The sequence below is a fragment of the Streptomyces guryensis genome, from assembly GCF_021261325.1.
Taxonomy (GTDB): domain Bacteria; phylum Actinomycetota; class Actinomycetes; order Streptomycetales; family Streptomycetaceae; genus Streptomyces; species Streptomyces guryensis.
This window is the reverse complement of sequence record NZ_JAJSBI010000010.1, coordinates 52,342-78,651: the sequence shown is the minus strand read 5'-3', so window position 1 is coordinate 78,651 and position 26,310 is coordinate 52,342. Positions and strand designations below refer to the sequence as shown.

General features: G+C 69.9%; 26 protein-coding genes and 1 pseudogene. 9 read left to right on the top strand and 18 right to left on the bottom strand.

The window, feature by feature from the left end:
• The first annotated feature begins 91 nt into the window (after window positions 1–91).
• The gene (locus LJ657_RS20960; protein WP_232650294.1) at window positions 92–586 is read left to right on the top strand and encodes a nucleoside deaminase; all 495 of its coding nucleotides are present in this window, start codon (window positions 92–94) and stop codon (window positions 584–586) included.
• Window positions 579–1,544 carry an isopenicillin N synthase family dioxygenase gene (locus LJ657_RS20955; RefSeq protein ID WP_232650292.1) on the top strand — a complete coding sequence of 322 codons (966 nt, stop codon included), beginning with the start codon at window positions 579–581 and terminating at the stop codon, window positions 1,542–1,544. Before LJ657_RS20960 ends, LJ657_RS20955 begins: the two co-directional genes overlap by 8 nt.
• Here LJ657_RS20955 and LJ657_RS20950 read toward each other — a convergent pair.
• The 8 genes from LJ657_RS20950 to hemL form a co-directional block, all read right to left on the bottom strand.
• On the bottom strand, window positions 1,531–1,923 hold the full coding sequence (locus tag LJ657_RS20950) for an SRPBCC domain-containing protein (protein WP_232650291.1): 393 nt from the start codon (window positions 1,921–1,923) through the stop codon (window positions 1,531–1,533). The genes LJ657_RS20955 and LJ657_RS20950 overlap by 14 nt on opposite strands.
• Before the next feature lie 25 nt (window positions 1,924–1,948).
• Window positions 1,949–3,046, bottom strand: coding sequence for a c-type cytochrome biogenesis protein CcsB (gene ccsB, locus LJ657_RS20945; protein ID WP_232650289.1), 1,098 nt, complete (start codon window positions 3,044–3,046; stop codon window positions 1,949–1,951).
• Window positions 3,043–4,809 carry a cytochrome c biogenesis protein ResB gene (gene resB / locus LJ657_RS20940; protein WP_232650288.1) on the bottom strand — a complete coding sequence of 589 codons (1,767 nt, stop codon included), beginning with the start codon at window positions 4,807–4,809 and terminating at the stop codon, window positions 3,043–3,045. The genes ccsB and resB overlap by 4 nt, the downstream gene beginning before the upstream one ends.
• A gap of 3 nt (window positions 4,810–4,812) precedes the next feature.
• Complete coding sequence (locus tag LJ657_RS20935) at window positions 4,813–5,583, bottom strand: cytochrome c biogenesis CcdA family protein (RefSeq protein WP_232650287.1); 771 nt, start codon at window positions 5,581–5,583, stop codon at window positions 4,813–4,815.
• Window position 5,584: 1 nt separating this feature from the next.
• Window positions 5,585–6,208 (bottom strand): TlpA family protein disulfide reductase, encoded by a 624-nt coding sequence (locus tag LJ657_RS20930; RefSeq protein ID WP_232650285.1) that lies wholly within the window; start codon window positions 6,206–6,208, stop codon window positions 5,585–5,587.
• Between the two features lie 66 nt (window positions 6,209–6,274).
• Window positions 6,275–7,555, bottom strand: coding sequence for a polysaccharide deacetylase family protein (locus LJ657_RS20925; RefSeq protein ID WP_232650284.1), 1,281 nt, complete (start codon window positions 7,553–7,555; stop codon window positions 6,275–6,277).
• Between the two features lie 172 nt (window positions 7,556–7,727).
• Complete coding sequence (locus LJ657_RS20920) at window positions 7,728–8,375, bottom strand: histidine phosphatase family protein (RefSeq protein ID WP_232650480.1); 648 nt, start codon at window positions 8,373–8,375, stop codon at window positions 7,728–7,730.
• Between the two features lie 38 nt (window positions 8,376–8,413).
• A complete protein-coding gene (gene hemL / locus LJ657_RS20915; protein WP_232650282.1) occupies window positions 8,414–9,730 on the bottom strand; it encodes a glutamate-1-semialdehyde 2,1-aminomutase in 1,317 nt (438 codons plus the stop codon).
• 399 nt (window positions 9,731–10,129) lie between these two features.
• Between hemL and LJ657_RS20910 the strand changes: the two genes are divergently transcribed.
• Window positions 10,130–10,768, top strand: a complete 639-nt coding sequence (locus tag LJ657_RS20910; protein ID WP_232650281.1) for a hypothetical protein — start codon at window positions 10,130–10,132, stop codon at window positions 10,766–10,768.
• 408 nt (window positions 10,769–11,176) lie between these two features.
• Here LJ657_RS20910 and LJ657_RS49360 read toward each other — a convergent pair whose 3' ends face one another.
• From LJ657_RS49360 to LJ657_RS20870, 8 genes are all read right to left on the bottom strand, one after another.
• Entirely contained in the window at window positions 11,177–13,210 is a 2,034-nt protein-coding gene (locus LJ657_RS49360) for a sensor histidine kinase (protein WP_232650279.1), read from the bottom strand.
• Window positions 13,211–13,680: 470 nt separating this feature from the next.
• Window positions 13,681–14,334: a dihydroxyacetone kinase subunit DhaL gene (dhaL, locus tag LJ657_RS20900; protein WP_232650278.1), complete on the bottom strand. Its 654-nt coding sequence runs from the start codon at window positions 14,332–14,334 to the stop codon at window positions 13,681–13,683.
• A 67-nt stretch (window positions 14,335–14,401) separates the two neighbouring features.
• On the bottom strand, window positions 14,402–15,394 hold the full coding sequence (dhaK, locus tag LJ657_RS20895) for a dihydroxyacetone kinase subunit DhaK (RefSeq protein ID WP_232650276.1): 993 nt from the start codon (window positions 15,392–15,394) through the stop codon (window positions 14,402–14,404).
• A gap of 18 nt (window positions 15,395–15,412) precedes the next feature.
• On the bottom strand, window positions 15,413–17,098 hold the full coding sequence (locus tag LJ657_RS20890) for a phosphoenolpyruvate--protein phosphotransferase (RefSeq protein ID WP_232650275.1): 1,686 nt from the start codon (window positions 17,096–17,098) through the stop codon (window positions 15,413–15,415).
• Window positions 17,095–17,742, bottom strand: a complete 648-nt coding sequence (gene dhaL / locus LJ657_RS20885) for a dihydroxyacetone kinase subunit DhaL (protein WP_232650479.1) — start codon at window positions 17,740–17,742, stop codon at window positions 17,095–17,097. Before dhaL (LJ657_RS20885) ends, LJ657_RS20890 begins: the two co-directional genes overlap by 4 nt.
• A gap of 176 nt (window positions 17,743–17,918) precedes the next feature.
• Window positions 17,919–18,917, bottom strand: a complete 999-nt coding sequence (dhaK, locus tag LJ657_RS20880) for a dihydroxyacetone kinase subunit DhaK (RefSeq protein ID WP_232650273.1) — start codon at window positions 18,915–18,917, stop codon at window positions 17,919–17,921.
• Entirely contained in the window at window positions 18,914–19,684 is a 771-nt protein-coding gene (locus LJ657_RS20875; RefSeq protein WP_232650271.1) for an MIP/aquaporin family protein, read from the bottom strand. The genes dhaK (LJ657_RS20880) and LJ657_RS20875 overlap by 4 nt, the downstream gene beginning before the upstream one ends.
• Window positions 19,685–20,022: 338 nt before the next feature.
• The gene (locus tag LJ657_RS20870) at window positions 20,023–20,802 is read right to left on the bottom strand and encodes an IclR family transcriptional regulator (RefSeq protein WP_232650270.1); all 780 of its coding nucleotides are present in this window, start codon (window positions 20,800–20,802) and stop codon (window positions 20,023–20,025) included.
• A gap of 61 nt (window positions 20,803–20,863) precedes the next feature.
• Here LJ657_RS20870 and dhaM point away from each other — a divergent pair, with 61 nt between their 5' ends.
• The 4 genes and pseudogenes from dhaM to LJ657_RS20850 all read left to right on the top strand — a co-directional run.
• On the top strand, window positions 20,864–21,256 hold the full coding sequence (dhaM, locus tag LJ657_RS20865) for a dihydroxyacetone kinase phosphoryl donor subunit DhaM (RefSeq protein WP_232650268.1): 393 nt from the start codon (window positions 20,864–20,866) through the stop codon (window positions 21,254–21,256).
• Window positions 21,240–21,542, top strand: a complete 303-nt coding sequence (locus tag LJ657_RS20860) for an HPr family phosphocarrier protein (RefSeq protein ID WP_232650267.1) — start codon at window positions 21,240–21,242, stop codon at window positions 21,540–21,542. The genes dhaM and LJ657_RS20860 overlap by 17 nt, the downstream gene beginning before the upstream one ends.
• Before the next feature lie 76 nt (window positions 21,543–21,618).
• Window positions 21,619–22,074 (top strand): ATP-binding protein, encoded by a 456-nt coding sequence (locus LJ657_RS20855; protein WP_232650265.1) that lies wholly within the window; start codon window positions 21,619–21,621, stop codon window positions 22,072–22,074.
• A gap of 12 nt (window positions 22,075–22,086) precedes the next feature.
• A pseudogene (locus LJ657_RS20850) lies at window positions 22,087–22,392 on the top strand (LysR family transcriptional regulator); the annotation flags it as partial.
• A gap of 14 nt (window positions 22,393–22,406) precedes the next feature.
• On the opposite strand, the gene LJ657_RS20845 reads toward LJ657_RS20850, so the two are convergent.
• On the bottom strand, window positions 22,407–23,087 hold the full coding sequence (locus LJ657_RS20845; protein WP_232650264.1) for a class I SAM-dependent methyltransferase: 681 nt from the start codon (window positions 23,085–23,087) through the stop codon (window positions 22,407–22,409).
• A gap of 116 nt (window positions 23,088–23,203) precedes the next feature.
• The gene (locus LJ657_RS48165; protein ID WP_308117065.1) at window positions 23,204–24,757 is read right to left on the bottom strand and encodes an HD domain-containing phosphohydrolase; all 1,554 of its coding nucleotides are present in this window, start codon (window positions 24,755–24,757) and stop codon (window positions 23,204–23,206) included.
• A 321-nt stretch (window positions 24,758–25,078) separates the two neighbouring features.
• Between LJ657_RS48165 and LJ657_RS48640 the strand changes: the two genes are divergently transcribed.
• Together LJ657_RS48640 and LJ657_RS20825 are read left to right on the top strand one after the other, a co-directional pair.
• Window positions 25,079–25,597, top strand: coding sequence for a sensor histidine kinase (locus tag LJ657_RS48640; protein WP_232650263.1), 519 nt, complete (start codon window positions 25,079–25,081; stop codon window positions 25,595–25,597).
• Window positions 25,598–25,636: 39 nt separating this feature from the next.
• Window positions 25,637–26,281 (top strand): DedA family protein, encoded by a 645-nt coding sequence (locus tag LJ657_RS20825; RefSeq protein WP_232650262.1) that lies wholly within the window; start codon window positions 25,637–25,639, stop codon window positions 26,279–26,281.
• The last annotated feature ends 29 nt before the right edge of the window (window positions 26,282–26,310 follow it).

Below are 26,310 nucleotides of genomic sequence, written 5' to 3'. Positions count from 1 at the left end.
ACTGCGCGGCCGGCCACGACGGCGCCGCAGCCGACCACTGGGCGCGTACGCACACGTTGCCCGCGTGTTGCGGCCACAGCAGAGTGAGGACATGCACCCTGTGAACCCTTCGGACCCTTCGGACCCTTCGGACCCTTCGGGTCAGGCAACCGCACAGAGCTGGCTCGCCACCGCCGTCGCGGAGGCCCGCGCCGGCCTCGCGGAGGGCGGCATCCCGATCGGCGCCGCGCTCTACGGCGCCGACGGCAGCCTGCTCGGCCGCGGCCACAACCGGCGCGTCCAGGACGACGACCCCTCGATGCACGCGGAGACGGCCGCGTTCCGCGATGCGGGACGGCAGCGCTCGTATCGCGGTACGACCATGGTCACGACCCTCTCGCCGTGCTGGTACTGCTCCGGTCTGGTCCGCCAGTTCGGCATCTCGCGGGTGGTGGTCGGCGAGGCGGCCACCTTCCACGGCGGGCACGACTGGCTGGCCGAGCACGGCGTGCGGATCGTGCTGCTGGACGACGCCGAGTGCACCGGGATGATGCGCGACTTCATCAAGAACCATCCGGCACTGTGGAACGAGGACATCGGTGAGTGACCCGCGTATTCCGACCATCGATCTGCGGCCCTGGCTCGATGGCGGCGAGGACGCCCGCGCCGCCATCGCCCGCACCGTAGACGAGGCCCTGCAGACCGCCGGATTCCTGCTGGTCACCGGGCACGGGGTGGATCCGGTGCTGCGGTCCGCGATCCGGGAGGCGGCTCGTGCGTTCTTCCGGCTTCCCGCCGGCACCAAGCAGCCGTACGCGGCGAAGGTGGGGGGCCGCGGCTGGCTCGGCCCGGGCGCCGAGGCCAACGGCTACTCGGAGGGTACGCAGACCCCGCCGGACCTGAAGGAGTCGCTGACGTTCGCGACGCACGAGCCCTTCGAGGACCCCGTCGTCAACGCGGAGTGGTACGCGCCCAACGTGTGGCCACGGGAAGTGCCGGAACTCCGGGCGCTGTGCGAGCAGTACCTGGAACGGATGGGTGAGCTGGAGAAGCAGCTCCTCTCCCTGCTCGGCGAGGCGCTCGGCCTGGAACCGGACTTCTTCTCCCGGCACATGGACCATCCGACGTACGGCTTCAACATCAACTGGTACCCGGGCACCGAGGTCGTCGGGGAGCCGCAGCCGGGCCAGTTCCGGATCGGCCCGCACACCGACTTCGGTACGGTCACGATCCTGGACCGGCAGGCGGGGAAGGGCGGGCTGCAGGTCTGGACGGACGAGGGCGGCTGGCAGGACGCGCCCTTCGATCCGGCGGCCCTCACCATCAACGTCGGGGATCTGATGGCCCGTTGGACCGGTGACAGATGGCGGTCGGGGCGGCACCGGGTGCTGCCGCCGCCCGCGGACGCGCCCGCCGAGGAGCTGATGTCGCTCGTGTACTTCGGCGAGTGCACGCCGGGAACGATCGTGGAGTCGGTGCCGGCCCCGGTGGGGCGGGTGGCGTACGGGCCCGTCGACTCGCACGTCTATCTGCGGGAGAAGCTGGACTCGATCACCGTCGGCTGACCAGTTTCTCGAAGCGGGCCCGCCAGCCGGGCGCCGACGCCGCGTCGCCCCGGTACTCATGGGTGAAGCGGAGGGCCGTGCCTTCGTCGCCGTCCCGCTCCAGGTGGAAGCGGACCCGGCCGCCGTCGTCCAGCGTGTACTCGGCGACCCGGTCCACGTCCCACGCGGTGACCCGACCGCTGCCCAGGTCACGCAGGGTGACCGCGCCGCCGAGCCGGGGTTCGAGGACGTCTGCGGCGGTGAACCACTCCGCGAGCCCCTCCGGGGTGGCCACCGCGGGCCAGACGTCCTCCATGCGCCGGGGAACCCGCACCAGGAAGTGGAGCATGTGCGTGTTCCCGTGGGTCTGACTGGTGCCCTGTGCGATGGAACCGCTCATGACACCAGTGTCGGCCCTCGGTACCTCAGACGCCCGCGTACGAGTGCTTGCCGGAGACGAAGATGTTGACTCCGTAGTAGTTGAAGAGCCAGCAGCCGAAGGCGATCAGCGCCAGATAGGCGGCCTTGCGGCCCTTCCAGCCGGCGGTGGCGCGGGCGTGCAGGTAGCAGGCGTAGGCGACCCAGGTGATGAACGCCCAGGTCTCCTTCGGGTCCCAGCCCCAGTAGCGGCCCCAGGCCGACTCGGCCCAGATCGCGCCCGCGATGATCGTGAACGTCCACAGTGGGAAGACGGCCGCGTTGATGCGGTACGAGAACTTGTCCAGGGAGGACGAGGCGGGCAGGCGCTCCAGGAAGGACGTCGCGAAGCGGCCGGGGGTGCCGCCGTTCTCCAGCTTGGTCTCGTACGAGTCCTTGAAGAGGTACAGGAGCGTGCCGACGGCGCCCACGTAGAAGACCGCGCCGCACAGGATGGCGGTGGACACGTGGATGTAGAGCCAGTACGAGTGCAGGGCGGGAACCAACTGGTCACTGGCGGTGTACAAGACAGTGACGGCGATGCCGAGGTCGAGGAGGACCGTGGTGATCAGGAACAGCCCGAGCCAGCGGATGTTCTTCTTCAGCGCGAGCAGCGTGAGGTACACGCCGACGGCGACGGTGGAGAAGGTGATGTTGAACTCGTACATGTTGCCCCACGGCGCCCGCTCCACCGAGGCCGCGCGGGCGACCACACCACCGAGGTGGATGAGGAAGGCGAGCACGGTGAGCGAGATGGCGATACGCCCGTAGAGGTCGCCCTGCTCGTCCCCGCCGTGCGCGCCGGGCCCGTCGGGCACGTCCCGCGCACCGGCCGAGGCCCGTACGACGACCTTGGGCCGCTCCAGTACGGCGGTGCCGCCGGCCTTGTTCACGGTGACCACGGGTGCCTTCGCCGCCGCCTTGCCGGCGGTGAGCGCGTTGGCAGTGCGGGCGATCTTGCTGCGGCTGCCGAAAATCCATTCCGCGATGTAGGTGAAGAAGGCCAGGGTGTAGACGGCCATCGCGGAGTAGATCAGCGTGTTGCTGATGTTCGCGAGGTGTTCGTTGGTGGCCGTGGCCAACTCGGTTCCGGCGGCGAGAGTCACTTCTCAGCCCCTTCGGCAGGTACGACTTCGGTGTCGGGGGTGGTGGTGTCGTCTTGGTCTGAGGAGCCGGCGTCGGGTTCGGCGTCGGAGTGGTCGTCTGTGTCGTCATCGGGCTCGGGCGCGCCCGGCGCCCCGTCGTACAGGATCCCGGCGAGGTCGCCGAGTTCCTCGGGCACCTTGGCGGACTCGCTGCGGCCGAGGCCGGCCATCTCCACGACCGTCACGCCGTCGGCCCCCTTGACGGCCCGGACCCACACCCTGCGGCGCTGGATGAACAGGGAGCCGGCGAGGCCGAAGATGGCGACGAGTGCGCCGCCGAGTGCCCAGTCGGTGCCGGGCTGCTGGACGACCTGGAAGTTCGCCCACTCCTTGGTGGACTCGTAGGTGACCGTGCCGGCACCGTTCGGGAGCTGCATGGTCTGGCCCGGCTTCAGGTTGTCCCTGAGCTGGGCGCCCTTGGAGTCCTTGAACTCCTTCACATGCGACTTGTCGAGCTGGTACACGCTCTGCGGGATACCGGAGTCGACGCCGAGGTCGCCGTGGTACGGCGTCAGGTTCAGAACCGGGTTCTGCAGCGCGGGGAACGTGGAGGCCGTCTCGCTGCCCTTGGTGTACGTCGGCAGGAAGAAGGCCGAGATGCCCAGCTGTTCGCTGACGCCCTTGGCGTTCTTGTACCCGTCGAGGACCTTGACCACCCCGGTGGAGGTGACGTTGGAGTCGAGCGGGAGGAGCGGTACGGCGTCACGGTAGACGACCCTGCCCCTGCCGTCGCGGACCGTGATGAGGGGAGCGTAGCCGTGGGCGGTGAGGTAGACCTTGGCGTTGCCGATCTCCAGCGGCTCGTTGACCTTGACGAGGTCCTTCTTGTCCTTGCCGTAGGCGCCCTGGCTGTAGGTGAGGGCGGCCTGGTAGGTGCGCGGGGTGCCCCGGTTGGGGCCGCTCGTCTCGTAGGTGCCGGTGAACTTGTCCAGGTTGAAGCTGAACGGCACCAGGTCGTCGCTGCTGAAGAGGTTGCCGGACTTGAAGTCGTCGTACTGGCTGAGGGTGTTGGAGAAGCCGTCGCCCTCGACGACGAGCTTGTTGCCCTCGGACTTGAAGAGCTGCCCCCAGGCGAAGGCGGTCAGCAGCACGATCAGCGCGATGTGGAAGGCGAGGTTGCCGATCTCGCGCAGATAGCCCTTCTCGGCGGCGACGGCGTCACCGGCGAGGTGCGCGCGGAAGCGGCGCTTCTTGAGGAGGGCGAGGGCGGCCTCGCGGACCTGCTCGGGCTCGGTCTCGGTGCGCCAGGTGGTGTAGGCGGGCAGCCGGGTCAGGCGCTTGGGGGCGCCCGGGGGGCGGCCGCGAAGTTGGCCGATGAACTGCCAGGTGCGCGGGATGATGCAGCCGATGAGGGAGACGAACAGCAGGATGTAGATCGCGGAGAACCACACCGAGCTGTAGACGTGGAAGAGGCCGAGCTTGTCGTAGACCGGCGCCAGGAAGCTGTGCGCCTTGCGGAAGTCGGCGACCTTCGTCTCGTCGATGCCGGACTGCGGGATCAGCGAGCCGGGGATCGCGCCGAGCGAGAGGAGCAGGAGCAGCAGCAGCGCGACCCGCATGGAGGTGAGCTGCCGCCAGAACCAGCGGGCCCAGCCGATGACGCCCAGGGCGGGCAGGTTCGCCAGTTCCTCCCGGGGCGCGGTGGAGAGCTGGGAGCCGGCGGCGCCGAGGTCCGGGTCGTCGGCCCGCTCGGGGGGCGTACCGGTGGCGGTGGTCTTGCTCATCGATCAGATCCCCACAGTGAAGCCGGCGGACCAGGACTGCATGTCCTGCACGAGTTGGTCCCAGACGCCGGTGAGCAGCAGCAGACCGGTCACGATCATCATCGTGCCGCCGATCCGCATCACCCAGACATAGTGGCGCTTGACCCAGCCGAAGACGCCGAGCGCCTTGCGGAAGGCGACCGCGGCGAGCACGAACGGTACGCCGAGACCGAGGCAGTAGGCGACCGTCAGTATGGCGCCCCGGCCCGCGCTGGACTGCTGGGCGGACAGGGTCAGCACGGAGCCGAGGGTGGGGCCGATGCAGGGGGTCCAGCCGATGCCGAACAGAGCGCCGAGCAGCGGGGCGCCGACGAGCCCTGCCACGGGCCTCTTGTGGAACCGGAACTCCCGCTGGGTCATCCAGGGCATCAGGCCCATGAAGAAGACGCCCATGAGGATCATGAGCACGCCCAGCACCTTCGTGAGGACGCCCTTGTGCTCCTGGAGGGTGTACCCGAAGGAACCGAACAGGGCCCCGCCGGAGACGAAGACGGCGGTGAAGCCGAGCACGAAGAGGGAGGCCCCGGCGACCATCCGCCCGCGCCGGGCCTCGGCCAGGTCGGTGCCGGCGACCCCGGTGACGTACGACAGATAGCCGGGGACGAGCGGCAGGACGCACGGGGAGAAGAAGGAGACGAGTCCGCCGAGGATCGCGATGGGCAGGGCGAGCAGCAGGGCGCCGTTGAGCACCGTGTCGTTGACGTCCGCCGCAGCGAGCGTGGTGACTGAGGTCACGTCACTTCTCCGCGAGGACCGGGGCGATCATCTTGCGCAGCTTGTCCTCGCTGAGCGCGGCCAGCGAGCGGGCGGCGATCCTGCCCTCCCGGTCGAGGACGAGCGTGGAGGGGACCGCCTGCGGGTTGAGCGTGCCCCTCTTGAAGCGGAGCATCAGCTTGCCCGTGGGGTCGTACAGGCTCTGGTAGGTGATGCCCTGCTGCTTCTCGAAGGCGACCGCGTTCTGGGTGCTGGTGTCGCGGGTGTTGATGCCGACGAACTGGACGCCCTTGGCCTTGAGGTCCTGGTAGACCTTCTCGAAGTTGGGTGCCTCGGCACGGCAGGGGGCACACCAGGAGCCCCATACGTTCAGGACGACGACCTTGCCCTTGTAGGCGGCGACGTCGAGCTGTCCCCCGTTGACCGTCTTGCCGGACAGGTCGGGCGCCTCGGCCCGCTCCCCCTTCTTCGCGGTGGAGATGCCGTCCTTGCCCAAGACGAAGTTGGTGTCACCGCCCCCGCCGGAGGTCCCTCCGGACGAGCAGGCGGACATCAGCAGCGTGGCGACCGCGGCACCGGCGGTGGTCAGGACGGCTCGGCGACGTGCGCGGTTCGGGCGCACGGGGGCGCGGCTGGCGGCACTCATGTGAAAAGTTTCGCATGCCCGTTCCCGGGGTCGTGCGCACCCCCCTTGCGGGGAGAAACCCGCATTTCAGGCAGCCTGTCCGGTGGGCGAGGAAGAGGAGGTCGGCGTCTCCTTGAGGAACGTCTTCCAGCCGCCCACCGGCGCCCGGCCGACTTCCAGCGTCCGCAGCTTGGCGAGCACCTCCGGCTTCTGCACGTCCATCCAGTCGACGAACTGCCGGAACGAGACGAGGCGTACGTCCGCGCCCTTCTCCTTCTCCTGCGCGATGTGCTTGAACGCCTCCTCGACGGCGTCCATGTAGATGCCGCCGTTCCAGTGCTCGAAGTGGTTGCCTATGAAGAAGGGTGCGCGGTTTGTCTCGTATGCCCGCTGGAAGCCTGCTATGTAGGCCTTCGAGGCCTGGGTGCGCCACCCCGGGTAGTTGTAGGCCGGTGCCTTGGTCGAGTTGACCGACTGGTTGGCGAGCATGTTGTAGTCCATCGACAGGACCTCGAAGCTGCGCCCGGGGAACGGGATCTGCTGCAGCGGCAGGTCCCAGAGCCCGTGCTTCTTCTCGGGCCAGACCTGGCGGCCGCCGGGCGAGGAGGCGTCGTAGCGCCAGCCGAGCTTCTTGGCGGTGGGCAGCAGGTTGTTCTGGCCGAGCAGACAGGGCGTGCGGCCGCCGACGAGCTCCTTGTCGTAGTCGAAGGGCAGGGACGGCATGTCGGTCCAGCCGGTGTTGGTCCGCCACTCCTTCACAAAGGCCTTGGCCTGCGCTATCTCGCTCCTCCACTGCGCGGGCGTCCAGTTGCCGACGGTGCCGTAGCCGGAGCAGAAGTGGCCGTTGAAGTGGGTGCCTATCTCGTGCCCTTCGAGCCAGGCGCGGTTGACGTTGGTGAGGGTGGCCTTGACGTGCTCGTCGGTGAGGTAGCCGATGTCGGAGGCCCCGCGCGGGTTGTTCGGCGGGTTGTAGAGGCGCTTCTTCGACTCGGGCAGCAGATACAGCCCGGAGAGGAAGAAGGTCATGGACGCCTGGTGCTGCTTGGCGAGGTCGAGGAAGCGCGGGAAGAGCCCGTTGCCGACCTCGCCCGCCCCGTCCCAGGAGAAGATCACGAACTGCGGCGGGGTCTGCCCCGGCTCCAACGGCTCGGGCTTCGCGGGCTGGTGGGGCTGCTTGCCGGTGAAGGAGGTCGAGCCGTCGCCGATGGGGCGCGCGGGGTGCGACGGTTTGCCGGATGCACCGCCCTTGGAACCTGAACCATGGGTCGACCCGTCTGACGGCGTGAGGGTGCCGCATCCGGAGAGTCCGACGGCGGCCGCGGCGCCCGCGCCGAGCCCGAGCATTCCCCTTCGAGTGAGAGCACTCATTCCAACCCCGATCGTCATGTGCTGTGGTGGTCACCCATTCAGAGGACATGACGAAGGGGGTGGTTCCTCACGATCACGCTGATCTGGCAACAATTGTCACGAACGTGTCATGGAATCCCAAAGGGGATTCCCCATCCCCCAATGGCGCCCCATGACTTCCCCAAAGGGAGCCTCAGGCGCCGAAGGCCTTGGTCTTCCCCTTCGCCGGCTTGGCGCCCGCGAGGAGATGGACGGGGACGAGATCGCGGGCCGGCTCGCTGTAGCCGACGGCCACCAGCTTGTCGCCCTGATACGTGAAGGACGTCAGCGAGGCAAGCGTGCACTGCCGCTTGCGCGGGTCGTGCCACAGCCGCCGCTTCTCGACGTAGGACCGCACGATCCAGATCGGCAGCTGGTGACTGACGAGGACGGCCTCGTGCCCCCGCGCCTGGTCCTTGGCGGAGTCCAGCGCCTGCATCATCCGTACGACGATGTCGACGTACGGCTCGCCCCACGACGGCTTGAACGGGTTGACGAGGTGCTTCCAGTTGCCCGGCTTCCTCAGCGCGCCGTCCCCGACCCCGAAGGTCTTGCCCTGGAAGACGTTGTCGGCCTCGATGAGCCGCTCGTCGCTGGCGAGGCCGAGCCCGTGTGCCTTGGCGATCGGGGTGGCCGTCTCCTGGGCCCGCTCCAGCGGGGAGGCGCAGACGTAGGTGATGTCGCGGGGGGCGAGGTGCTCGGCGACCCGGTCGGCCATCTGCCGCCCCAGCTCGGACAGCCGGTAGCCGGGCAGCCGCCCGTACAGGACCCCGTCCGGGTTGGCGACCTCACCGTGCCGCATGACGTGGACGACGGTGATGTCGCCGTTGGTGTTCTCGCTCACGCGGTTGCCTCCGCCGCCGCTCGGGCCGCCGCCGGAAGGGCGTCGGCGATGCGCTGTACGGCCTGTTCGTCGTGGGCCGTGGACACGAACCAGGACTCGAAGGACGAGGGCGGCAGATAGACGCCCTGCGCCAGCATCGAGTGGAAGAACGCGGTGAAGCGGAAGGACTCCTGCTTCTTGGCGTCCTCGTAGTCGCGGACCTCCCGATCCGTGAAGAAGACGGAGAACATGTTGGAGGCGCGCTGCAGCCGGTGCGCGACGCCTTCCTTGCTCAGGGACTCGGTCACGAGCCCCTGAATGCTCTCCGACACGGCGTTGACCTTGTCGTACGCCGCGTCGTCGAGGAGGCGCAGCTGGGCGAGGCCCGCCGCGGTGGCGACCGGGTTCCCGGACAGGGTGCCGGCCTGGTAGACGGGCCCGGCGGGCGCGAGATGCGCCATGACGTCGGCCCGCCCGCCGAAGGCGGCGGCGGGGAAGCCACCCCCCATGACCTTCCCGAAGGTCATGAGATCCGGCGTGACCCCGTCGATCCCGAACCACCCCGCACGACTGGTCCTGAACCCGGTCATGACCTCGTCGGAGATGAACAGGGCACCGTTCTTGGAGCAGGCGTCCTTGAGCCCCTGGTTGAACCCGGGCCGGGGCGGCACGACACCCATGTTCCCGGGCGAGGCCTCGGTGATCACGCAGGCGATCTCACCGGGGTGCCGGTGGAAGGCCTCGTGCACGGCCTCCAGGTCGTTGTACGGCAGCACGATGGTGTCGCCGGCCTGGGCGCCCGTGACGCCGGGAGTGTCGGGCAGGGCGAACGTGGCGACCCCGGACCCGGCGGCGGCGAGCAGCGAGTCGACGTGACCGTGGTAACACCCGGCGAACTTGATCACCTTGGTGCGGCGGGTGAACCCGCGGGCCAGCCGGATCGCACTCATGGTGGCCTCGGTACCGCTGCTGACGAGCCGCACCTGGTCCACGGACCCGACCCGCTCGACGATCTCCTCCGCGAGCGCGACCTCGCCCTCACCGGGCGTACCGAAGGAGGTACCGCGCGAGACGGCGTCCTGAACTGCGGCGATGACCTCCGGGTGGGAGTGCCCGAGGATCATGGGCCCCCAGGAACACACCAGGTCGACGTACTCCCGCCCGTCCGCATCCGTCAGATACGGACCGGTACCGGACACCATGAACCGGGGCGTACCGCCCACGGCCCGGAACGCGCGCACCGGGGAGTTCACGCCGCCGGGCGTGACGGCCGAGGCACGGTCGAATAGGGCCTGCGAGACAGGCGCTTCGTATGAATAAGGCAGTTCGCTCATGACCTGCGACTTCTCCGACCTTCTCCGACTTCTCGGGCTCCGGTTGCCAGTGACCTCCTCAGGGTAGGCCAGGGGGCACGGGCGGCAGCGGGCGCTGCTGCTGACCCGAGAGACAGCCACCGCCCGGCACGATCTGCGAAACTGGGTCCTGGAAACTGGGACCTGACACACACAGCTCATACGGCCTGGCGTACGTATAGGTGTACGGACGGATCTACGACCGGGTGCGCGGCCAGGTGTACGACGAGGTGTACGGAGGCTTGTTCAGAGGCTGCGAAGATCCTGCGGACAGGTGTTTCAACGCACGTTTCGGCGGGCGGCCGTGGGGGAGGTCACTGACACGATGATCGGGTTGCGCGGCGGGGGCCACGCGTCCTAGAAAAGCAGTCGGGTGGAGATATGCATCGCGGTGGCGGACTGGGCGAGGGGACTGATGACCTGGGTCCTCGACGTGCCCATCGAGGAAGGCACCGACGCGAGGCGGAGGAAGCTACCGAGGCACGTCAGGGACAGGGTGCACCGAGCGAGCCCGAGCAGCTCGACCGGCGGACCGACCGCCGGGGCGACGCGCTCCGGGCGGGGAGCAGGAATGGTGGTCGGGTGGGGGTGACGTACAAGTACTTCGGCGCGCCGGACGGCGCGACCGCGGCCCGCGTCCCGATCTCGATGCGCCCCGAGGAACTCGGCGGCGACGAGCTCGGCATGAACGGCATGTTCACCAAGATCAAGCCCGAGACGATGGCGGCCATGGTCCTCACGGGCATCGAAGGCGTCCCCCTCCACAAGGTCCCGCCCCTCGAACTGGTCGTCCTGCACCCCGACTACGCCGTGGTCAAACTCCCCATGACGGTCGTCGACCCGCTGCGCGGCATAGGCGAGGAGGCGGTGGGCGCGGCGGCGTTCATCTGGTCGACGGTGCCGGACCGCGGGGGGCCGCGGGATGCGTTCAATGTGTACCAACTGCTGCACGAGTGGCAGGACTTCAGCCATCGGTTGCATGAGGCGGGGCATCAGCCTTATTGCCTTGTGTGGCCCTGAGCTGGGGTTTCGCTGGTAGCGGGCGGGGTCTTCGGGCCTCGCCCTTTTTGATCACGAGCTTGCCAGGCTGCCCTCAAGTCGGCATAGACGGGCTGCAGTTGATCGTCAGGGGGAGCGGTAGGGGCACTCCGCCTCCACCGGTGGTTCTCCCCGACTGGGAAGGACGATCTGGGAGATCCCGCTCCTAGGCGGTTGTCGCAGGTTCGAATCCTGCCGGGGCACATCATATTGCGCCGCTGACCTGGGGTTTCTCCCCCAGGAAGGCGCTCCGTTCGGCCTAGGACTCCTCGTCCGGGGCCGTATGCGTGAGCGGACAGAGTGGCGTCATGAGGTGAATGAGCCACCGCCCCGGCGTCGACGCTCCGATCCGGAGGGCAGCAGCCGCCCATGCTCCACAGCCGACGACACTTACCCGTTGCCGGCCGAGCGGGCGCCATGACGGTGTGTTCGGTGTACACGGCTGGCCGACGCGCTCTCGTCGAGTTGCTCGACCGTGTCGTAGTTGCGCCAGCCGGTGAGGCGTCCTTGCGCGTTGTACCTGGCTGACAGGCCCGGAGGATCCATGTGATCTTCGTGTTCCCGGACCAGTTTCTGGGGCAGCATGACCACTGCTGTGACGCCGTGGGGCGATGACCCGCGGAGCTGGACGCGGATGTCGTGGCGGCCGGAGAGCCGGCCGACGACGAACATGCCCATGCGCCGCGCCACCGCGACGTCGACGACCGGCGGGTTCAGGAGCCTCTCGTTGGCCTCCGCGAGGTCCTCGGTGGACATGCCGATGCCGCTGTCCTGGATCTCGACCTTCGCTCCACCGCCGGACAGCAGCAGGCACGTGACGAGCACCTCGGTGTCCGGCGAGGAGAACGTGGTCGCGTTCTCCAGCAGCTCCGCGATGAGATGAACGACGTCGTTCACCGCCCGGCCGTCGACGTCGGCAGTGACCAGTCCGCGCAGTTGCACTCGCTGGTACTGCTCGATCTCGCTGATGGCGGCCCGGAGGACGTCCACGAGCCGGACCGGAGCGCTCCAGCGGCGGCCCGCCTTCTCACCCGCGAGGACGAGGAGGTTCTCCTCATTGCGGCGCATGCGGGTGGCCAGGTGGTCGAGCTTGAAGAGGCTGGCGAGCAGGTCGGGGTCCTGTTCGCGGTTCTCCAGGTGGTCGATCAGCTTCAGCTGCCGTTCCACGAGGCTCTGGCCTCTCTGCGAGAGGTTGACGAACATCGTGTTGATGCGGCCACGCAGTTGCGCCTGTTCGGACGCCAGCCGTACGGAGTCGCGATGGACGTCGTCGAACGCGCGGGCGACACGACCGATCTCGTCGGTCGAGTCGACGGCCGTGGATTCGACCTCGATGGGCTTCAGGTGCGCGCCGCTGGACTCCCGCAGCAACCGGACCACCTCGGGCAGGCGGCGTTGTGCGATATCGAGGGTGGAGGCACGCAGGGTGTGCAGCGGGCCGACGATCGACTGGACCAGGACGTGCGTCACAGCGAGCACGAGCAGGAGGATCAACAGCTCGACGAGGGAGGCTGTGAGCAGTGAGCGTTCGGCCTGGCGCTGCTCGTGCGAGATCTCGTCCTCGGCAGATCCGACGAGGCTCTGCTCGACCCGTCGCATCAGGTCCAGCTTGCTCGTCATGGTGTCGAACCACGTGTCGGCGTCGAGGCTGGGGCGGCTGGTGCCCTGGAGGGCGAGTGTCTGCTTCTGGAGCGTGTCGGCCTTGTCGACGTCTCTTCCGGTGACGGTGTGCTCGTAGAACTGGCGCTGGGCGGCCGGCGCACTGGACAGGAACTGGTCGGTCAATGCCTGTTGCTGCCGGGCGGCAAGGGCCAGACTCTGGGCCTCGTTCGCATCGAAGTGTTCCTCGGCCAGTACGCCGCCGAGCAGTGCGCGTTGCTGAGACGCTTTCTCCGTGGCCTGGGCGAAGGTCTCGAGTGTGCCAACCCTGATGACAAGGACGTGGCCCGCGATATCCGGTGCGAGAAGGTCAAGGGCGTGCGTGAGCTGAGTGATCAAGGCTGTGTATACGTCGACCACGGTCGGCCAGCGCATCGTCGACCGGGTCACCGTGTGGCGCAGTGACGCCACCTTGGGACCGAAGGCGTCGAGCACCGCGAGCTGGGTGGCCAGGACCGAATTCGTCGTTCCGTGGACATGAGCGGTCTCCGCACGGACCTGGGCCAGCGCCGCGTCTGTCTTCGAGTGCTGTGTGTCGATTCGGCTCGTGTCGCCCGTACGGCCTGCAGCGACGTAGAGGGCGGTGAGATCGCGTTCGTCCTCGATCTTCTGCAACAGCGCCGTGCCCTTGTCGACGACACGGACGAGTTGGCGGGCGTTGTCGGCGTCCTGTGCGTTCTGTGCGGCGGATCCGACCCGCAGGCCGCCCAATACGAGCGCGGTGACGATCGGGATGACCACCACGGCCAGCAGTTGGGTACGCACGCTCCAGTTACTCGGGGTGAACCGCCTCTGGTTGCCGCCCCGTTGTCCTTGCACTTGTCCTTGCACTTGTCCTCGCACTTGTCCTCGCACCTTCTCCCCGCCCTTGAACGTGCGCGATTCAGGGCGCGTCCGCGCGTCGCGGGCGCTCCGCTCATCGCGCAGTGCGCTTGTCGTGTCGTGTCGTGTCGTGTCGTGTCGTGCTGAACGTGACGTCGATCAATGAGGGCATCGCCTCGTGCGTCCGCCGACAGGTCCTTGCGGACGCGAACTACGTGTCGGTCTCGGAACTGTTCGAGATCGCGACGATTTCGTCCTCGGCGGTCGCTGTGGCGATCCGCTCAGTACCGGGGCTCAGTCGTCCGTCGTCTGTGCCCGGCGGGGTGGGGCCTGGCATCGACGGTGAGGTTTGCCGTGTCTGTGCCGGCAGCGAGGCCGTCCTCGCCGCCACGGGCCAACCAAACGTGCAGGGCTTACTGATGACCCTCCGCACGCCGCTCGCCCGCCGAGCAGACGGTCGCGAGGGCGGACAGAATGAGGACGGTCGACGCCGCGCCGGGGTCCTCGTGACCGATGGTGCGGGCGCCGAGGTAGCTCGCGCGGCCCTTCCGGGCCTGCATGTCAGCGGTCTGCTTCAGGCCCCGTACGGCCGCGTCGGACGCCGCGCGGGTGGCGTTGGCCAGGTCGCCACCGGTATCGATGACGGCCTGGTAGGCGGTCACGGCCGGGCTGAGGGCGTCGATCATCGTCTTGTCGCCCTCGAGTGCCGCGCCGATCCGCTGGATGCCGGTGAGGGCAGCCGCCAACCCCGCACCGAGTTGTGCGGCGGAGACGTCGGGTTCGTCGCCCAGGGTTCGCGCGGCCTGCCGGAACCCGGTGCCGTACAGCGGTCCTGAGGCACCGCCGGTCTTGCTGATCAGTGCCCGGCCGACGGCGGCGAGCACCGCGCCGGGGGTTGACGGGTTGGTTTCGTCCAGCATCACCACCGCTGCCTGCAGGCCACGGCGCATGTTGATGCCGTGGTCGGCGTCACCGACAGCGGAGTCGAGGCGGGTCAGATGATCGGCGTTCTCGGTCACCGATCGGGCGGCCTCATGGATCCAGGCCCGGAACATGCTTGCGTCCATCGTCGTCCCTCTCCCTCGTACGATCTTGTACGGTCTCGTACGGTCTGGCGTCGATGGCCTCGGCCGCTCAGCGTCCCCAGCGCAGCGCGGGGGTCACGACCGGGGCATCCCACAGCTGGGTGAGCTGTGGCGTGAGCCGGCACACCGTGATCGTGCAACCGGCCATCTCCAGGCTGGTGACGTAGTTGCCGACCAGGTTGCGGGTGATCCACACGCCGTGGCCGGCGAGCCACTCGGCGACCGCGGCGTACACCACGTACAGCTCGATCAGCGGGGTGCCGCCCAGGCCGTTGACCATCACGAGCACGTCGCCCGAGAGCGGCATGTCGGCGTGGATGGCGTCCAAGGCGACACCGACGATCTCCCTGGCGGAGGTGAGCCTTCCGCGGGCGCGACCGGGCTCGCCGTGGATGCCGACGCCCAGCTCGACCTCGTCCTCGCCCAGTTGGAAACCAGGTTTGCCCGAGGCGGGGACCGTGCAGGGCGTGAGCGCCACCCCGAAGGAACGGGACCGGTCGTTGACCTCCTGTCCCAAAGCCGCCGTCGTGCCCAGATCCGCGCCGAACTCGGCAGCCGCACCGGCGATCTTCTCCACGAACACGGTCGCCCCGGTGCCCCGTCGGCCCGCCGTCCATGTGCTGTTCTCCACGGCGACGTCGTCGTTGACCACGACGCCCTCCACCCGCACGCCGTCGTCGGCGGCCAAGTCGGCGGCCATCTGGAAGTTCAGCACGTCGCCGGTGTAGTTCTTCACGATGTGCAGGACCCCGGCCCCGCTGTCAACGGCCCGCGTGGCGGCGAGGATCTGGTCCGGCACAGGAGAGGTGAACACCTCACCAGGACAGGCCGCATCGAGCATTCCGTATCCGACGAACCCGCCGTGCAGCGGTTCGTGCCCGGATCCGCCGCCAGACACCAGACCGACCTTCCCCGGGGTCGGCCCGCCCGCGCGGGCGATGTAGCGGTCGGACGGGTTGACCGTCAGCGAGGGGTGCGCGGCGGCCACACCGACGAGGGCATCGGTAAGTACCTCATCGGGCGAGTTGATGAGTTTCTTCATGGTTCAGGCGCCTTCTTCTCAGGGCAGCGAGGGCCGGCCGCACTGCTCGACGAGTCGCCATACCTCTTCAGGTGTTTCGCGGGTCAGGGCGACGGCGGCGAGGGAGGCGCAGGTGTCGTGGCGGAGTCGTCGGATGCGGGCCCGGATCTCGTCGAGCGCGGCGGGACCGACCGAGAGGCTGTCGCAGCCGAGGCCGATGAGGAGGGGGGTCACGAGGGGGTGTGCCGCGGCGTCACCGCAGACGGAGACCTGACGGTCGTGGCGGTGGGCGGCGGTGACGACGCGGGCGATGGCGTCGAGTACGGCGGGGTGTGCCGCCATGGCGGGGGTGGCGGTGGGGTCGCGCCGGTCCAGGCCCAGGATCTGGCAGGTGAGGTCGTTGCTGCCGATGGAGAAGAAGGAGGCTTCACGGGCAAGGTCGTCGGCGGCGGCGACCGCTTCGGGGAGTTCCACCATGATGCCCAGAGGTGGCACCGGTACGCCGGCTTCGGTGGCCGCTTCCTCAAGAAGGCGGCGGCAGGCGCTTAGTTCGTCGACGCTCGCGACCATGGGGATCATGATGCGCAGGTCGGTGTCGGCTCCGGCGCCGAGCAGGCTGCGGAACTGGTCGGCGAAGGCGTGCGGTTGGGCAAGCATCAGAGGGAGACCGCGGCCGATCCGCGCGCCCTGGAGGCGGGCGAGGAACGGCGGCAGTTTGTCATCGGCGAAGTCGAGCGTGCGCGCCGTGACCACCTGCCCGGCCAGAGCGCGCAGGACGGGGACGAGGGTTGCCGCGTGCTGTTCGCGGGTCGGCCAGGCGGGATGGTTGAGGAAGGGCAACTCGGTGCGGAGCAGGCCGACACCTTCGGCGCCCGTGGTCACGGCCGCGCGCGCCTCGGCCGGGGTGGCCACGTTGGCCCGCAGCACGATGCAGTGCCGGTCGAGTGTCTCGGCGGGCAGGTGCCGCTCTTCGGCGAGGGCGAGCCTGCGCGCTCGGGCGGTCTCCATGACGTGCAGGGCCCTGGTGCGCTCCTCGTCGTCAGGGTGGGCGACCGCGTTGCCGAGATCCGCGTCGAGCAGGATCTCCTGCCCGTCCGGCAGTTCGAGGAGCTGGGGATCGACGGCCAGGAGGAAGGGGATGCCCTGCGAGCGGGCGACAATGGCGGCGTGGGAGTTCGGGCCGCCGGTCACGGAGATGGCGGCTGTCACCGTCAGGCCGGGTTCCAGCAGGTCGGCGGCGCCGATCTCGTGGGCGATCAGGACAAGCGGCTGGTCGGGGGCGGGGCCGGTCTCGCCGTGGAGGTGGGCCAGGACGCGGCGGCCCACCTGCCGGACGTCCGCGGCGCGTTCGGCGAGTGTGGGGTCGTCCAGGGCGGCGATGGTTCCGGCGTAGGTGTCGATGGCCTGGCGGACGGCGACGGGTACCGGCTCGCCGTCGTTCGCCCTCTTGACGGCCTGGTCACGCAGATCCTGGTCCTGGGCGATGTAGCTGTTGACCTCCATGATGTCGGCCTGTTCGTCCTTGCCCTGTTCGCGCAGCGAGGTGGACAGGTCGAGCAGGCGGGCGGCGACGGCGTCGAAGGCGTCCGTGATCTGTTGCGTGGGATCGCCGCCGACGCGGTGGGGCAACACCGCTCTGGTGAGTGGCCGGTCGGTGCGGTGGACGACGCCGAGGGCTATGCCGGGTGCGGCGGCATACCCGGTGTAGGTGCGGCGGTCGGTCATCGGGCCCCCAGCGACTCGGCGCGGGAGCCCAGCGTCTCGGCGAGGGCGCGGAAGACCAGGGCGGTGGAGGTGGCCCCCGGGTCCTGGTGACCGATGCTGCGGGCACCGAGGTAGGAGGCACGGCCCTTACGGGCCTGCATCGGGGCGGTGGCGCGCATGCCCTCCTCGGCGGCGTCGGCGGCGGCCACGGCCGCAGCGCCCAAGTCGGCCCCGGCGTCGGCCTGTTGCCGGAAGGCGGCCAGCGCGGGGGCATAAGCGTCGATCATGGTCTTGTCGCCAGGTGCGGCCGCACCGAGCTTCTCGATGCTCGCAAGGCCGGCCGCCAGCGCGGCGGCGACCTGTGGTGCGTCGGCGGTGGTGGTGTCCAGGGCCTTGCCGATGGCACGGAAGGCTCCGCCGTAGAGCGGTCCGGAGGCGCCGCCGACGGTGGAGATGAGGGTGGTGCCGGTCTTGACCAGTACGGCCCCGACGGTGCCCGGCTCGTAGTCGGCCAGGGCCGTGACGGCGGCGGAGAAGCCGCGGTGCATGTTGGTGCCGTGGTCGGCGTCGCCGATGGCCGAGTCGAGCTGGGTGAGGTGGTCCTTGTGCTGGTCCACAGCGGCTGCGATGGCCTGCACCCACGTGCGGGCGAGGTCGGTGTCCACGGGATCTCCGTTCGGGGTCGGTACGGGGCTGATCGGCGGTGTCGGTACGGGGCTGGTCGGAAGTCGGGTGAGCCGGGGGCGGGGGAAGACGCGAGGGGTGCGGTCCGGGCGGGCGGACAGCGGGAAGGCCCCGGCCCCGGCCCTCGCGTCGCGCGTGGCCCCGCCCCCGGCTCGGTTCAGATGCCCCAGCGCAGCGCCGGGGTGTTCACGGGTGCGTCCCACAGGGACAGCATGTCGGCATCGGCCTTGCACACGGTGAGAGAAACACCCGCCATGTCCAGGCTGGTCACGTAGTTGCCGACGAGGTTGCGGGCGATGACCACGCCCTTGTCCGCCAGTGCGACGGCAACCTCGTTGAAGACCACGTACAACTCGATGAGCGGGGTGCCGCCCAGGCCGTTGACCATGACGATGGTCTCGTCACCGGCGTCGAGGGGCTGGTCACCGAGGATGGCGTCCAGGGCGGTCGCCACGATCTCCCTGGCCGGGCGAAGCTTCTCCCGGCGCCGTCCGGGTTCGCCGTGGATGCCGACGCCGACCTCCATCTCGTCCTCGGGCAGGTCGAACCCGGGCTTGCCGGAGGCGGGGGCCGTGCAGGCGGTCAGCGCCACAGCGAAGGACCGCGAAGCGGCGTTGACCCGCTTGCCCATCTCGGCGACCTGGGTAAGGCTGCCGCCCTGCTCCGCGAGGGCTCCGGCGATCTTCTCGACGAAGACGGTGGCACCGGTGCCGCGGCGCCCCGCGGTCCAGGTGGAGTTCTGGACGGCGACGTCGTCGTCGACCAGGACGGTCTCCACCGTAATGCCGTCCTCAGCGGCCAACTCGGCGGCCATCTGGAAGTTGAGCACGTCACCGGTGTAGTTCTTCACGACGAACAGCACCCCGGAGCCACCGTCCACGGCCCGGGCCGCGGCCGCCATCTGACCGGGCACGGGCGAGGTGAACACCTCACCGGCGCAGGCCGCGTCCAGCATGCCCCGTCCCACGAAGCCACCGTGCAGAGGCTCGTGCCCCGAACCGCCACCGGAGACGAGGGCGACCTTGCCCGGCTTCGTAGCCGAGGCGCGGGCGATCACCTTGTTCTCCGCGTCGACCTTCAGTGCGGGGTGGGCGGCGGCGATCCCGGACAGCGCCTCGGCCAGTACCGCTTCAGGGGCGTTGATCAGCTTCTTCATGACAGGGCTCCTTCAGCGGCGGCGACCGGCTCGGTCGTTGCCTCGGTGACGGTGGTGATGCCTCGGCGGGCGTTCAGGGCGACGTAGAGGAAACCGGCGGCGACCGCGCCGACGACATCGGCGATCAGGTAGACGGGCAGCTGGTTCCAGTGGACCGTGCCGTTGAACAACTGGCCGACCAGCATGGGCCCGACGACACGGGCGGGGTTGATCGCGGAGCTGGTGGCGGGTCCGACGACCATGATGATGGCGAACACCGCCAGGCCGATGGCGAGTCCGGCGAAGCCGCCGGCCGAGCGGCGGTCGATGGCACCGAAGACGACGAAAGCGAGGATGGCCGTGCCGACGGCTTCGGCGAAGGAGGCTTGGCCGGCACTGACCTGACCGCCGTAGGAGGCGATACCCAGACCGACCGTCACGGCCTGGTGGCCGAGCACCCCGACGATCGCCAGGGTGCCCAGGATCGCGCCGACGACCTGGGCGGCTATGTAGCCGGGAACGTCCCGCCAGGGCATCTTCTTCGTCGCGGCGAGCGCGAGGGTGATGGCCGGGTTGATCTGGCAGCCGGAGATGTGGCCGATCGCGTAGACCATCGCGATGACGACCGTGGCGAAGGCCAGCGAGATCATGCCCAGGTCGGCGAAGGTGAACGGGGCCTTGCCGTTGACGATGAGCGTTGCGGGGACCGAACCGACGCCGATGAACACCAGCATCGCGGTACCCAGCATCTCGGCCACAAGCTTCTGTGGATAGGTGTTTTCTTCCATGAAAGGCGCCCAGCGCCGAGCGGCGGCTTGGGCGTCTCACCTCCTCCGCGGGGAGCGGGCTGTGAAGGGAGATGGCCGCCAGATTGATCAGGGTCGGGGCAACCTGGCGGCCGCTCAGGGGGAAGCCGGGCGGATTGAGTCGTCCGGCTGGCAACCCGTTCATCATCGATGAACGTTGTTCCGGAAATTAAGGCCACGTTTCCGGCCTGTCAAGAGGTTCGGCAGACACTCCCGTTCCATCGACACGAAGAAGGCCCCGCGGCGGCGTGCCGAGGGGCCTGGATCAGGGGCGGACGGGGAAGCGGCGGACCGCCGTGGAATTGCACGGTCAGGTCAGGTCAGGTCAGGGTGGCGCGTGCGGCAGCCCCGCGGGGGGCGCCCAGGTCGCGGGAGAGGTTGCGGGCGGTCTCCCGGACAGCGACCGCAAGCTCCTGACGTGCTGATTCAGCCAGCAGTCGCTCGACGGGGCCGACAATGCCGAGAGCACCGACCACCCCGCCGGAGCGGTCGAAGACGGGAGAGGCGATCCCCGCGTCGCCGATGGCGGACTCCTGGTCCTCGAATGCGTAACCCGTCCTCAGGACCTCCTTCAACTGACCCGCCAGTTCCTCCGGGTCGGTGATGCTGGCGCCGGTGAGCACCGCCTGCTCACCCGCCAGCAGCCGCTCACGCTCGCCGGCCGGAAGGAAGGCCACGATGGCCTTGCCCAGGGCACACGTGCTCCACGGGATACTGGCGCCCACTTCGAGGATCTGCACAGCCCCCTCAGGCCGGAAGGCATGGTGCACCACCAGGACGTGGTCGCCAGTGAGCACGGCCACCCAGACCGCCTCATTCGTCCGGTTCGCGAGCTGGTCCGCCCAGGTCAGCGAGCGGGTCCGCAGCTCCTGGGTGTCCAGGTAGGCGTTGCCGAGCTGCACCAGGTGCGGGCCCAGCTGGTACTTCGAGCTGTCCCGGTCCTGCACCACCAGCCCTTCGACCTCCAGCGTGCGCAGCAGCGCATGCACGGTCGGCTTGGCCACGCCCAGGCGGTCGGCCAGCTCGGTCACTCCGAGCCGGGGACCGGTGGACGCGAGCTCCCGCAGAATCTGCACCGCCCGCTGCACCGCCTGAACCATCGAAAACTTCTCCCTCGTTCACTATTGATGAACAACGTTCCGACATCTACGGTACTTGTTCATGAGCGCATCTGTCGGCATCGTACTCGTGTCCCACAGCGCCGAGCTCGCCGCGGGCCTTCGCCTGCTGGTGGAGCAGATCGGCTCCGACTCCGTCCCCCTCGCCACCGCCGGAGGCACCGACGACGGCCGGATCGGCACCAGCTACGACCTCGTCCTCGACGCCATCCGCAGCGTCGACCGCGGTCAGGGCGTCGTCGTCCTGCCCGACCTCGGTAGCTCCGTCCTCACCGCCCGCACCGTCCTGGAAGACCATCCCCGCGCCGACGTGCTGATCGTCGACGCGCCCTTCGTCGAAGGAGCAGTCGCAGCCGTCGTCACCGCCGCATCCGGCGCCGACCTGAAGGCCGTCGCCGACGCCGCCAAGGAGGCCCGCCATGTCCACAAGCTCTGACTCCACGACCACCACGAGCGCCACGACCGAGTCCACGCACGAGACGGCCGTCGTCCTGCCCGCCAACCTCCACGCCCGGCCCGCAGGCCAACTCGCCCGCGCCGCAGCGGGCTTCACCAGTGCCATACAACTGGAGTACAAGGACCGGACGGTCAACCCGACCGGCGTCCTCGCCGTCATGGGCCTGGGTGCCACGGTCGGAAGCACCGTCACCGTCCGCGCCGAAGGCCACGACGCCGAAGAGGCCGTCACGGCGTTGGCCCAGATCCTCGCCACCGCCGAGTAACCCGACCGCCACCAGCGGCACGGAACCCGCCACCGCTTCCGCCATGAGAAGCAAGGACCAGTGGAGGTGGCCGAGGATGAGCGCCTCCGCCACGAGCACACCTGACGCCGATCCGGCCCCGCCCTCACGGGCCGAGCACGTCTGCGCACTGCCCCACATCCCGGAGGCCGTCTCGGCCGTACGCCGACGGGCACGCACCGTCCTCGCCCAGTGGCGCGTGCCCGCCCCGACAGCCGACGACGCCCTCCTGATGATCTCCGAGCTGACCACCAACGCGATCGTCCACGCACTGCCACCGGCAGTTTTGCGGCTGTCCATGCCAAAGGACGGCGACTGCCGCGCGCTCCGCATCGAGGTCACCGACGCGGGGCCGGTACCTCAACGACGCCCGTCGCCCGACGGCCCCCACCCCGCCGAACACAACGAAAACGGTCGCGGGACCGGCATCGTCGCGACCCTCTCCAAACGACACGGAATATCCCGCTACCCCGACAGGACCACCAGATGGGCCGTTCTCCACGCGGGGGTTTGAAACACCCGTGCCCTGCACCACCGCATGGACCTCACCTACCGTCCGCTCGCCGACGCACCGCAGTCCCAGGCCGCCCTGGCCTTGCTGGAGGACCGGACCACCGACCTGGTGGAGGAGTTCATCGGTGTGGTCCGCGGCCGCACCGTCAACAGCTCCCGCGGCAACACCGCGGCCGCGGCGGCGAACACCGCCGTGAAGAAGCCGGCCGGCCGCAAGCCCGCCCCGCAGCAGGGCGGGCAAAGGCAGGGCGGCGGCCGGAGCAAGCCGACCGCCAAGAAGGCCGCCCGGAAGCGCGGCAAGCCGCGCCGCCGCTCCTGAGCCGCACGACCCGTTCAGCCGCCCGCAGCCGTCTCCGGCACGGCGCCGGCCGCGCCGGGACCGGACGGGGTCGCGGCCGGGAGCCTGGCGCTGCCCAGCACGGCCTGGCCCACGAAGGACGGAGCCGCGGGGAAGACCTGCCGCTCGACGTGGTCGACGACGAATCCGGCCGCCCGGATCGAGTCGAGCGTCGGACGGTTGCACTCGCAGCAGACCACCAGCCGGTTCAGCCAGTTCATCCGGTCCTGGTGGCGCGCCGCCTTCGGGTCGTCCGAGCGCATGTGCTCCAGGAAGAGCAGCCGCCCGCCGGGGCGCAGCACCCGGCGAAGCTGTCGCAGCGCCCGCTGCTGGTCGCTCACCCCGCACAGCACCAGCGTCGACACGACGACGTCGAAGCTGTCGTCCTCGAAGGGCAGGTCCTCGGCGGGCGCCCGCAGCACCGTGGTGCGCGGAGCCCGCTCCTCGACGTGCCGTTCCAGCCGGCGCACCATGGCCGGCTCGGGCTCGGTGACCGTCAGCGACTCGACGCGCTCCCCGTAGAGCGCGAGGTTGGCCCCGGTGCCGCCGCCGATCTCCAGCACCCGGCCGTCGGCCTCGGCGATCACCCGCCGACGCAGGTCGTCCAGGCCCTGCCGCTCGGCCTTGGCCATCATCCGGTCGTAGGTCACCGCGAACAGTGTGCTTCTGATGCCCATGACTGCCTCGATTCACGGTCCGACGTTCTGCCTCGACGCTAGGTCCGTGCAGTGCCCGGCACATGGGGCGGATGCCTCATCTTCGGCGCCGTTGTTCCCGGTGCGGGCCGTCGTTCTCAGAGCAGACCGTTCTGCACCGCGAAGAGGCAGGCCGAGGCGCGGGTCGAGGTCCCGATCTTGGCGTAGATGTGCTCGATGTGGTTGCGCGCGGTCTTGGGCGAGATCACCAGCCGTGTGGCGATCTCCTTGCTGGAGCAGCCGCGGGCCAGCAGCCGCAGTACGTCGATCTCGCGGGTGGTCAGGCCCGCGGGCCCCGCGCCGCGCCGCGCCGTGCGGTGCCCCGCGGCCGCGAGGACCGCGGCGACCGCCTCGCCGTCCAGGCGTCCGGCGGCGACCTCGGCGTGCAGCTGCGCGGCGGCCTCCGCCGCCTGGAGCGCCGCCCGGTGGGGGCGCGGCTCGATCATCGACTGGTACGCGTCCGCGACGCCCAGGATCCGGCTCGGCCAGGAGATCGCGCCGCCCGCGAGCCCGCGCGGGTAGCCGGAGCCGTCCAGCCGTTCGCGGTACTGCACGGCGACCTCGCCCAGGGGGGCGAGCGCCGGGGACTGCCGGAGCATCCGCTCCGTCAGATAGGGCTGCAGCCGCACCCGTTCCCACTCCCCGGCGCCCAGCGGTCCCGGTTTGTCCCAGATCGCATTGGAGACGCCGAGGCGGCCCAGGCCGTGCACCAGGCCGGCCCGGCGCAGCGTCGTCACCTCGGCCGGATCCATCCGCAGCCCGAGCGCCGCCGCCTCGGCCAGCGCCGCCACGGCACGGCCATGGCCCAGCGTGTACGGGGACTTCAGATCCACGAAGTCGGCGACCGCGAGCAGCGCCGCGTCGAACTCCTCCTCGCCGAGCCGCACGCCGAGCGCGGGCTCGGCCCCGATCACCGCCTCCCAGGTACGGGCCGTGTCCAGTCCGCCCACGATCTCCTCGGGCTCCCGGCAGAACTCGGCCGCGAGTCCGGGATCGAACTGCGTCCCCGCCCGACGCCTGGCCAGCGCCGTGGCCGCGCCGGTCCCGCCGATCCGGTGCGCCACCTCGACGTACTCGGACAGCTGAGCGAGCCGGGAGGGCAGCGGCACGTCCTCGCCCTTGAGCTCTCCCGGCCAGCCGCGTCCGTCCCACTGCTCGTACGAACAGGCCACCGCCTCCTGCACGGCGTCCGGCAGACCGAGCCGCAGGGCGAGCTCGCGGGCCAGCGCCGAGTGCGAGCTGATCATCCCGTTCATATCGCGGAACCCGCCGAGCGTGAACTCCAGGCCGACTCGGAACCGGTGCAGCGGCGGATTGCCCGATCCGATCAACCGCAGCGTCGCCGCCGCACCCGCCAGACTGCGCTGCTCGTGGGCATACTTGCCTGCCTTCATCATGATGTCGTCGCCGAACCACTTCGCCTGCTCGTGCGCGTCCGAGTGGCAGCCGACGTTGACCAGCAACGCGGTGTAGTAGACGACCATCCGGGTGTCGTCGTCCAGGCCGAGCCGCTCGGCCAGTCGCAACGCGATCAGGCACTGCCGCAGCACGTGCTCCATGGGCTGGCCGAAGCCGAGGTCCACGCCCAGGGAGAGCGCGGCCACCAGCTCCGCCAGACGCACCCCCGCATCGCTCTGCGCGCGGCTCGTCACCGTCACCACGCTACGCCTGCGCGCGCCGCTGATCTCGTGCTGTGCAGGTCTTCACTTTCGTCGGACGTGGCCCGCTGCCGGCGGAGCTGGACGACGCGCCGGCGGCCGCGCGGGCCGGGCGCGGCGCACTGGTGCTGCTGACCGGGCCGGCCGGCGCCGGCAAGACCCGGCTCGCCGACGCTGCACGCGCTGCTCGCGGGGCGGGCGCCCGCGGGATCCCGCTCCCGCGATCCGGGCGGCGCCCGGCTGCGGCCGGCTGGCGAAGTACAGGAGCTGCACCGCCCCCGCCCGGCCGGGGAGCTCACCGAGACCCTGCGCTCCGTGGACACCGAGGTCCAGCGCCTGATCGATCTCTCCAACGCGCTCCTCGACCTGGAGGAGCTCGGCAGCAGCGGGCACATCACCCGGTCCCGGGTACGCCTGGCCGACCTCGTCGAGGCCGCCGTCGCCCCGCATCTGCGCACCGCCGAACGCACCGGCCGCGTCCTGACGGTCGAGACGGCCGACACGAGCGTCGAAGCCGACGCCCGCTGGCTGGTGCCCGCCATCGGCAACCTGCTCGACAACGCCCTGCGCCACGGCCGAGGGGCCGTCCACCTCACGGCCACCCTCCCCGGGAGCGGGCTGCGGCTGCGCGTCACCGACGAGGGCCCCGGCTTCCCGGACGAGTTCCTGCCCCGCGCCTTCGACCGCTTCGCCCGCGCCGAAGCCAGCCGCACCAGCGAGGGCTCCGGCCTGGGGCTCGCCTTCGTCCACGCGGTGGCCGTCGCCCACGGCGGCACCGCACGCGCCGAGAACAGCGGACACGGCAGCGCCATCACCCTCGACCTGCCCTGCTGAGCGACGCGCCGGTTCGGGGGCGCGGCGTACGGTGCAGGTATGGCGCCGCCCCTGCCTGGCCCGCTGGCCCACCTCGCCCCGTTGCTCGGCCACTACGGCTACTGGGCCGTCGGCGCCGTGGTCTTCGTGGAGGACTTCGGCGTGCCCGCCCCGGGCGAGACGATCCTGATCGCCGCGGGGATCTATGCCGGGGCCGGCCGGCTGAACATCGTGGCCGTCGCGGTGATCGCCTTCGTCGCGGCCGTCGCGGGGGACAACGTCGGCTACCTCATCGGCCGTACCGGCGGACGGGCGCTCGTCCACCGCTGGGGCCGCTACGTCCTGCTCACCCCCGAGCGCTTCCACAGGGCCGAGGAGTTCTTCACGCGCCACGGCGGCGAGATCGTCACCGTGGCCCGCTTCGTCGAGGGGCTGCGGCAGGCCAACGGCATCATCGCCGGGACGAGCGGCATGCGCTGGCGCCGCTTCCTCGCCTTCAACATGCTCGGGGCCGCGCTGTGGGTGGGCCTGTGGGCGACGCTGGCCTACGCCGCCGGCACCCACATCACCACCCTCTACGGCGAGATCACCCGCTACCAGCTCTACCTGCTCATCGCCCTCGGCGTCCTGGCCGCGGCGTTCGTCGGCCGGCGTCTGCTGCGGCGCAGACACCGGAGCCGACAGCAGAACCGACACGGGAACTGACACCGGAACCGACGCCGGAACCGACACCG

Excerpts from the sequence above, each read along its gene's own strand:
- dhaL (WP_232650278.1), bottom strand. The coding sequence starts at position 14,334 with ATGGACGCAAGCATGTTCCGGGCCTGGATCCATGAGGCCGCCCGATCG.
- LJ657_RS20920 (WP_232650480.1), bottom strand. The coding sequence starts at position 8,375 with ATGCGGCACGGTGAGGTCGCCAACCCGGACGGGGTCCTGTACGGGCGG.
- dhaM (WP_232650268.1), top strand. The coding sequence starts at position 20,864 with ATGAGCGCATCTGTCGGCATCGTACTCGTGTCCCACAGCGCCGAGCTC.
- LJ657_RS20870 (WP_232650270.1), bottom strand. The coding sequence starts at position 20,802 with ATGGTTCAGGCGGTGCAGCGGGCGGTGCAGATTCTGCGGGAGCTCGCG.
- LJ657_RS20960 (WP_232650294.1), top strand. The coding sequence starts at position 92 with ATGCACCCTGTGAACCCTTCGGACCCTTCGGACCCTTCGGACCCTTCG.
- LJ657_RS20855 (WP_232650265.1), top strand. The coding sequence starts at position 21,619 with ATGAGCGCCTCCGCCACGAGCACACCTGACGCCGATCCGGCCCCGCCC.
- LJ657_RS20860 (WP_232650267.1), top strand. The coding sequence starts at position 21,240 with ATGTCCACAAGCTCTGACTCCACGACCACCACGAGCGCCACGACCGAG.
- LJ657_RS20950 (WP_232650291.1), bottom strand. The coding sequence starts at position 1,923 with ATGAGCGGTTCCATCGCACAGGGCACCAGTCAGACCCACGGGAACACG.
- LJ657_RS20890 (WP_232650275.1), bottom strand. The coding sequence starts at position 17,098 with ATGACCGACCGCCGCACCTACACCGGGTATGCCGCCGCACCCGGCATA.
- resB (WP_232650288.1), bottom strand. The coding sequence starts at position 4,809 with ATGAGCAAGACCACCGCCACCGGTACGCCCCCCGAGCGGGCCGACGAC.
- hemL (WP_232650282.1), bottom strand. The coding sequence starts at position 9,730 with ATGAGCGAACTGCCTTATTCATACGAAGCGCCTGTCTCGCAGGCCCTA.
- dhaK (WP_232650276.1), bottom strand. The coding sequence starts at position 15,394 with ATGAAGAAACTCATCAACTCGCCCGATGAGGTACTTACCGATGCCCTC.
- LJ657_RS20825 (WP_232650262.1), top strand. The coding sequence starts at position 25,637 with ATGGCGCCGCCCCTGCCTGGCCCGCTGGCCCACCTCGCCCCGTTGCTC.
- LJ657_RS20925 (WP_232650284.1), bottom strand. The coding sequence starts at position 7,555 with ATGAGTGCTCTCACTCGAAGGGGAATGCTCGGGCTCGGCGCGGGCGCC.
- LJ657_RS20845 (WP_232650264.1), bottom strand. The coding sequence starts at position 23,087 with ATGGGCATCAGAAGCACACTGTTCGCGGTGACCTACGACCGGATGATG.
- LJ657_RS20875 (WP_232650271.1), bottom strand. The coding sequence starts at position 19,684 with ATGGAAGAAAACACCTATCCACAGAAGCTTGTGGCCGAGATGCTGGGT.
- LJ657_RS20930 (WP_232650285.1), bottom strand. The coding sequence starts at position 6,208 with ATGAGTGCCGCCAGCCGCGCCCCCGTGCGCCCGAACCGCGCACGTCGC.
- dhaK (WP_232650273.1), bottom strand. The coding sequence starts at position 18,917 with ATGAAGAAGCTGATCAACGCCCCTGAAGCGGTACTGGCCGAGGCGCTG.
- LJ657_RS20910 (WP_232650281.1), top strand. The coding sequence starts at position 10,130 with ATGCATCGCGGTGGCGGACTGGGCGAGGGGACTGATGACCTGGGTCCT.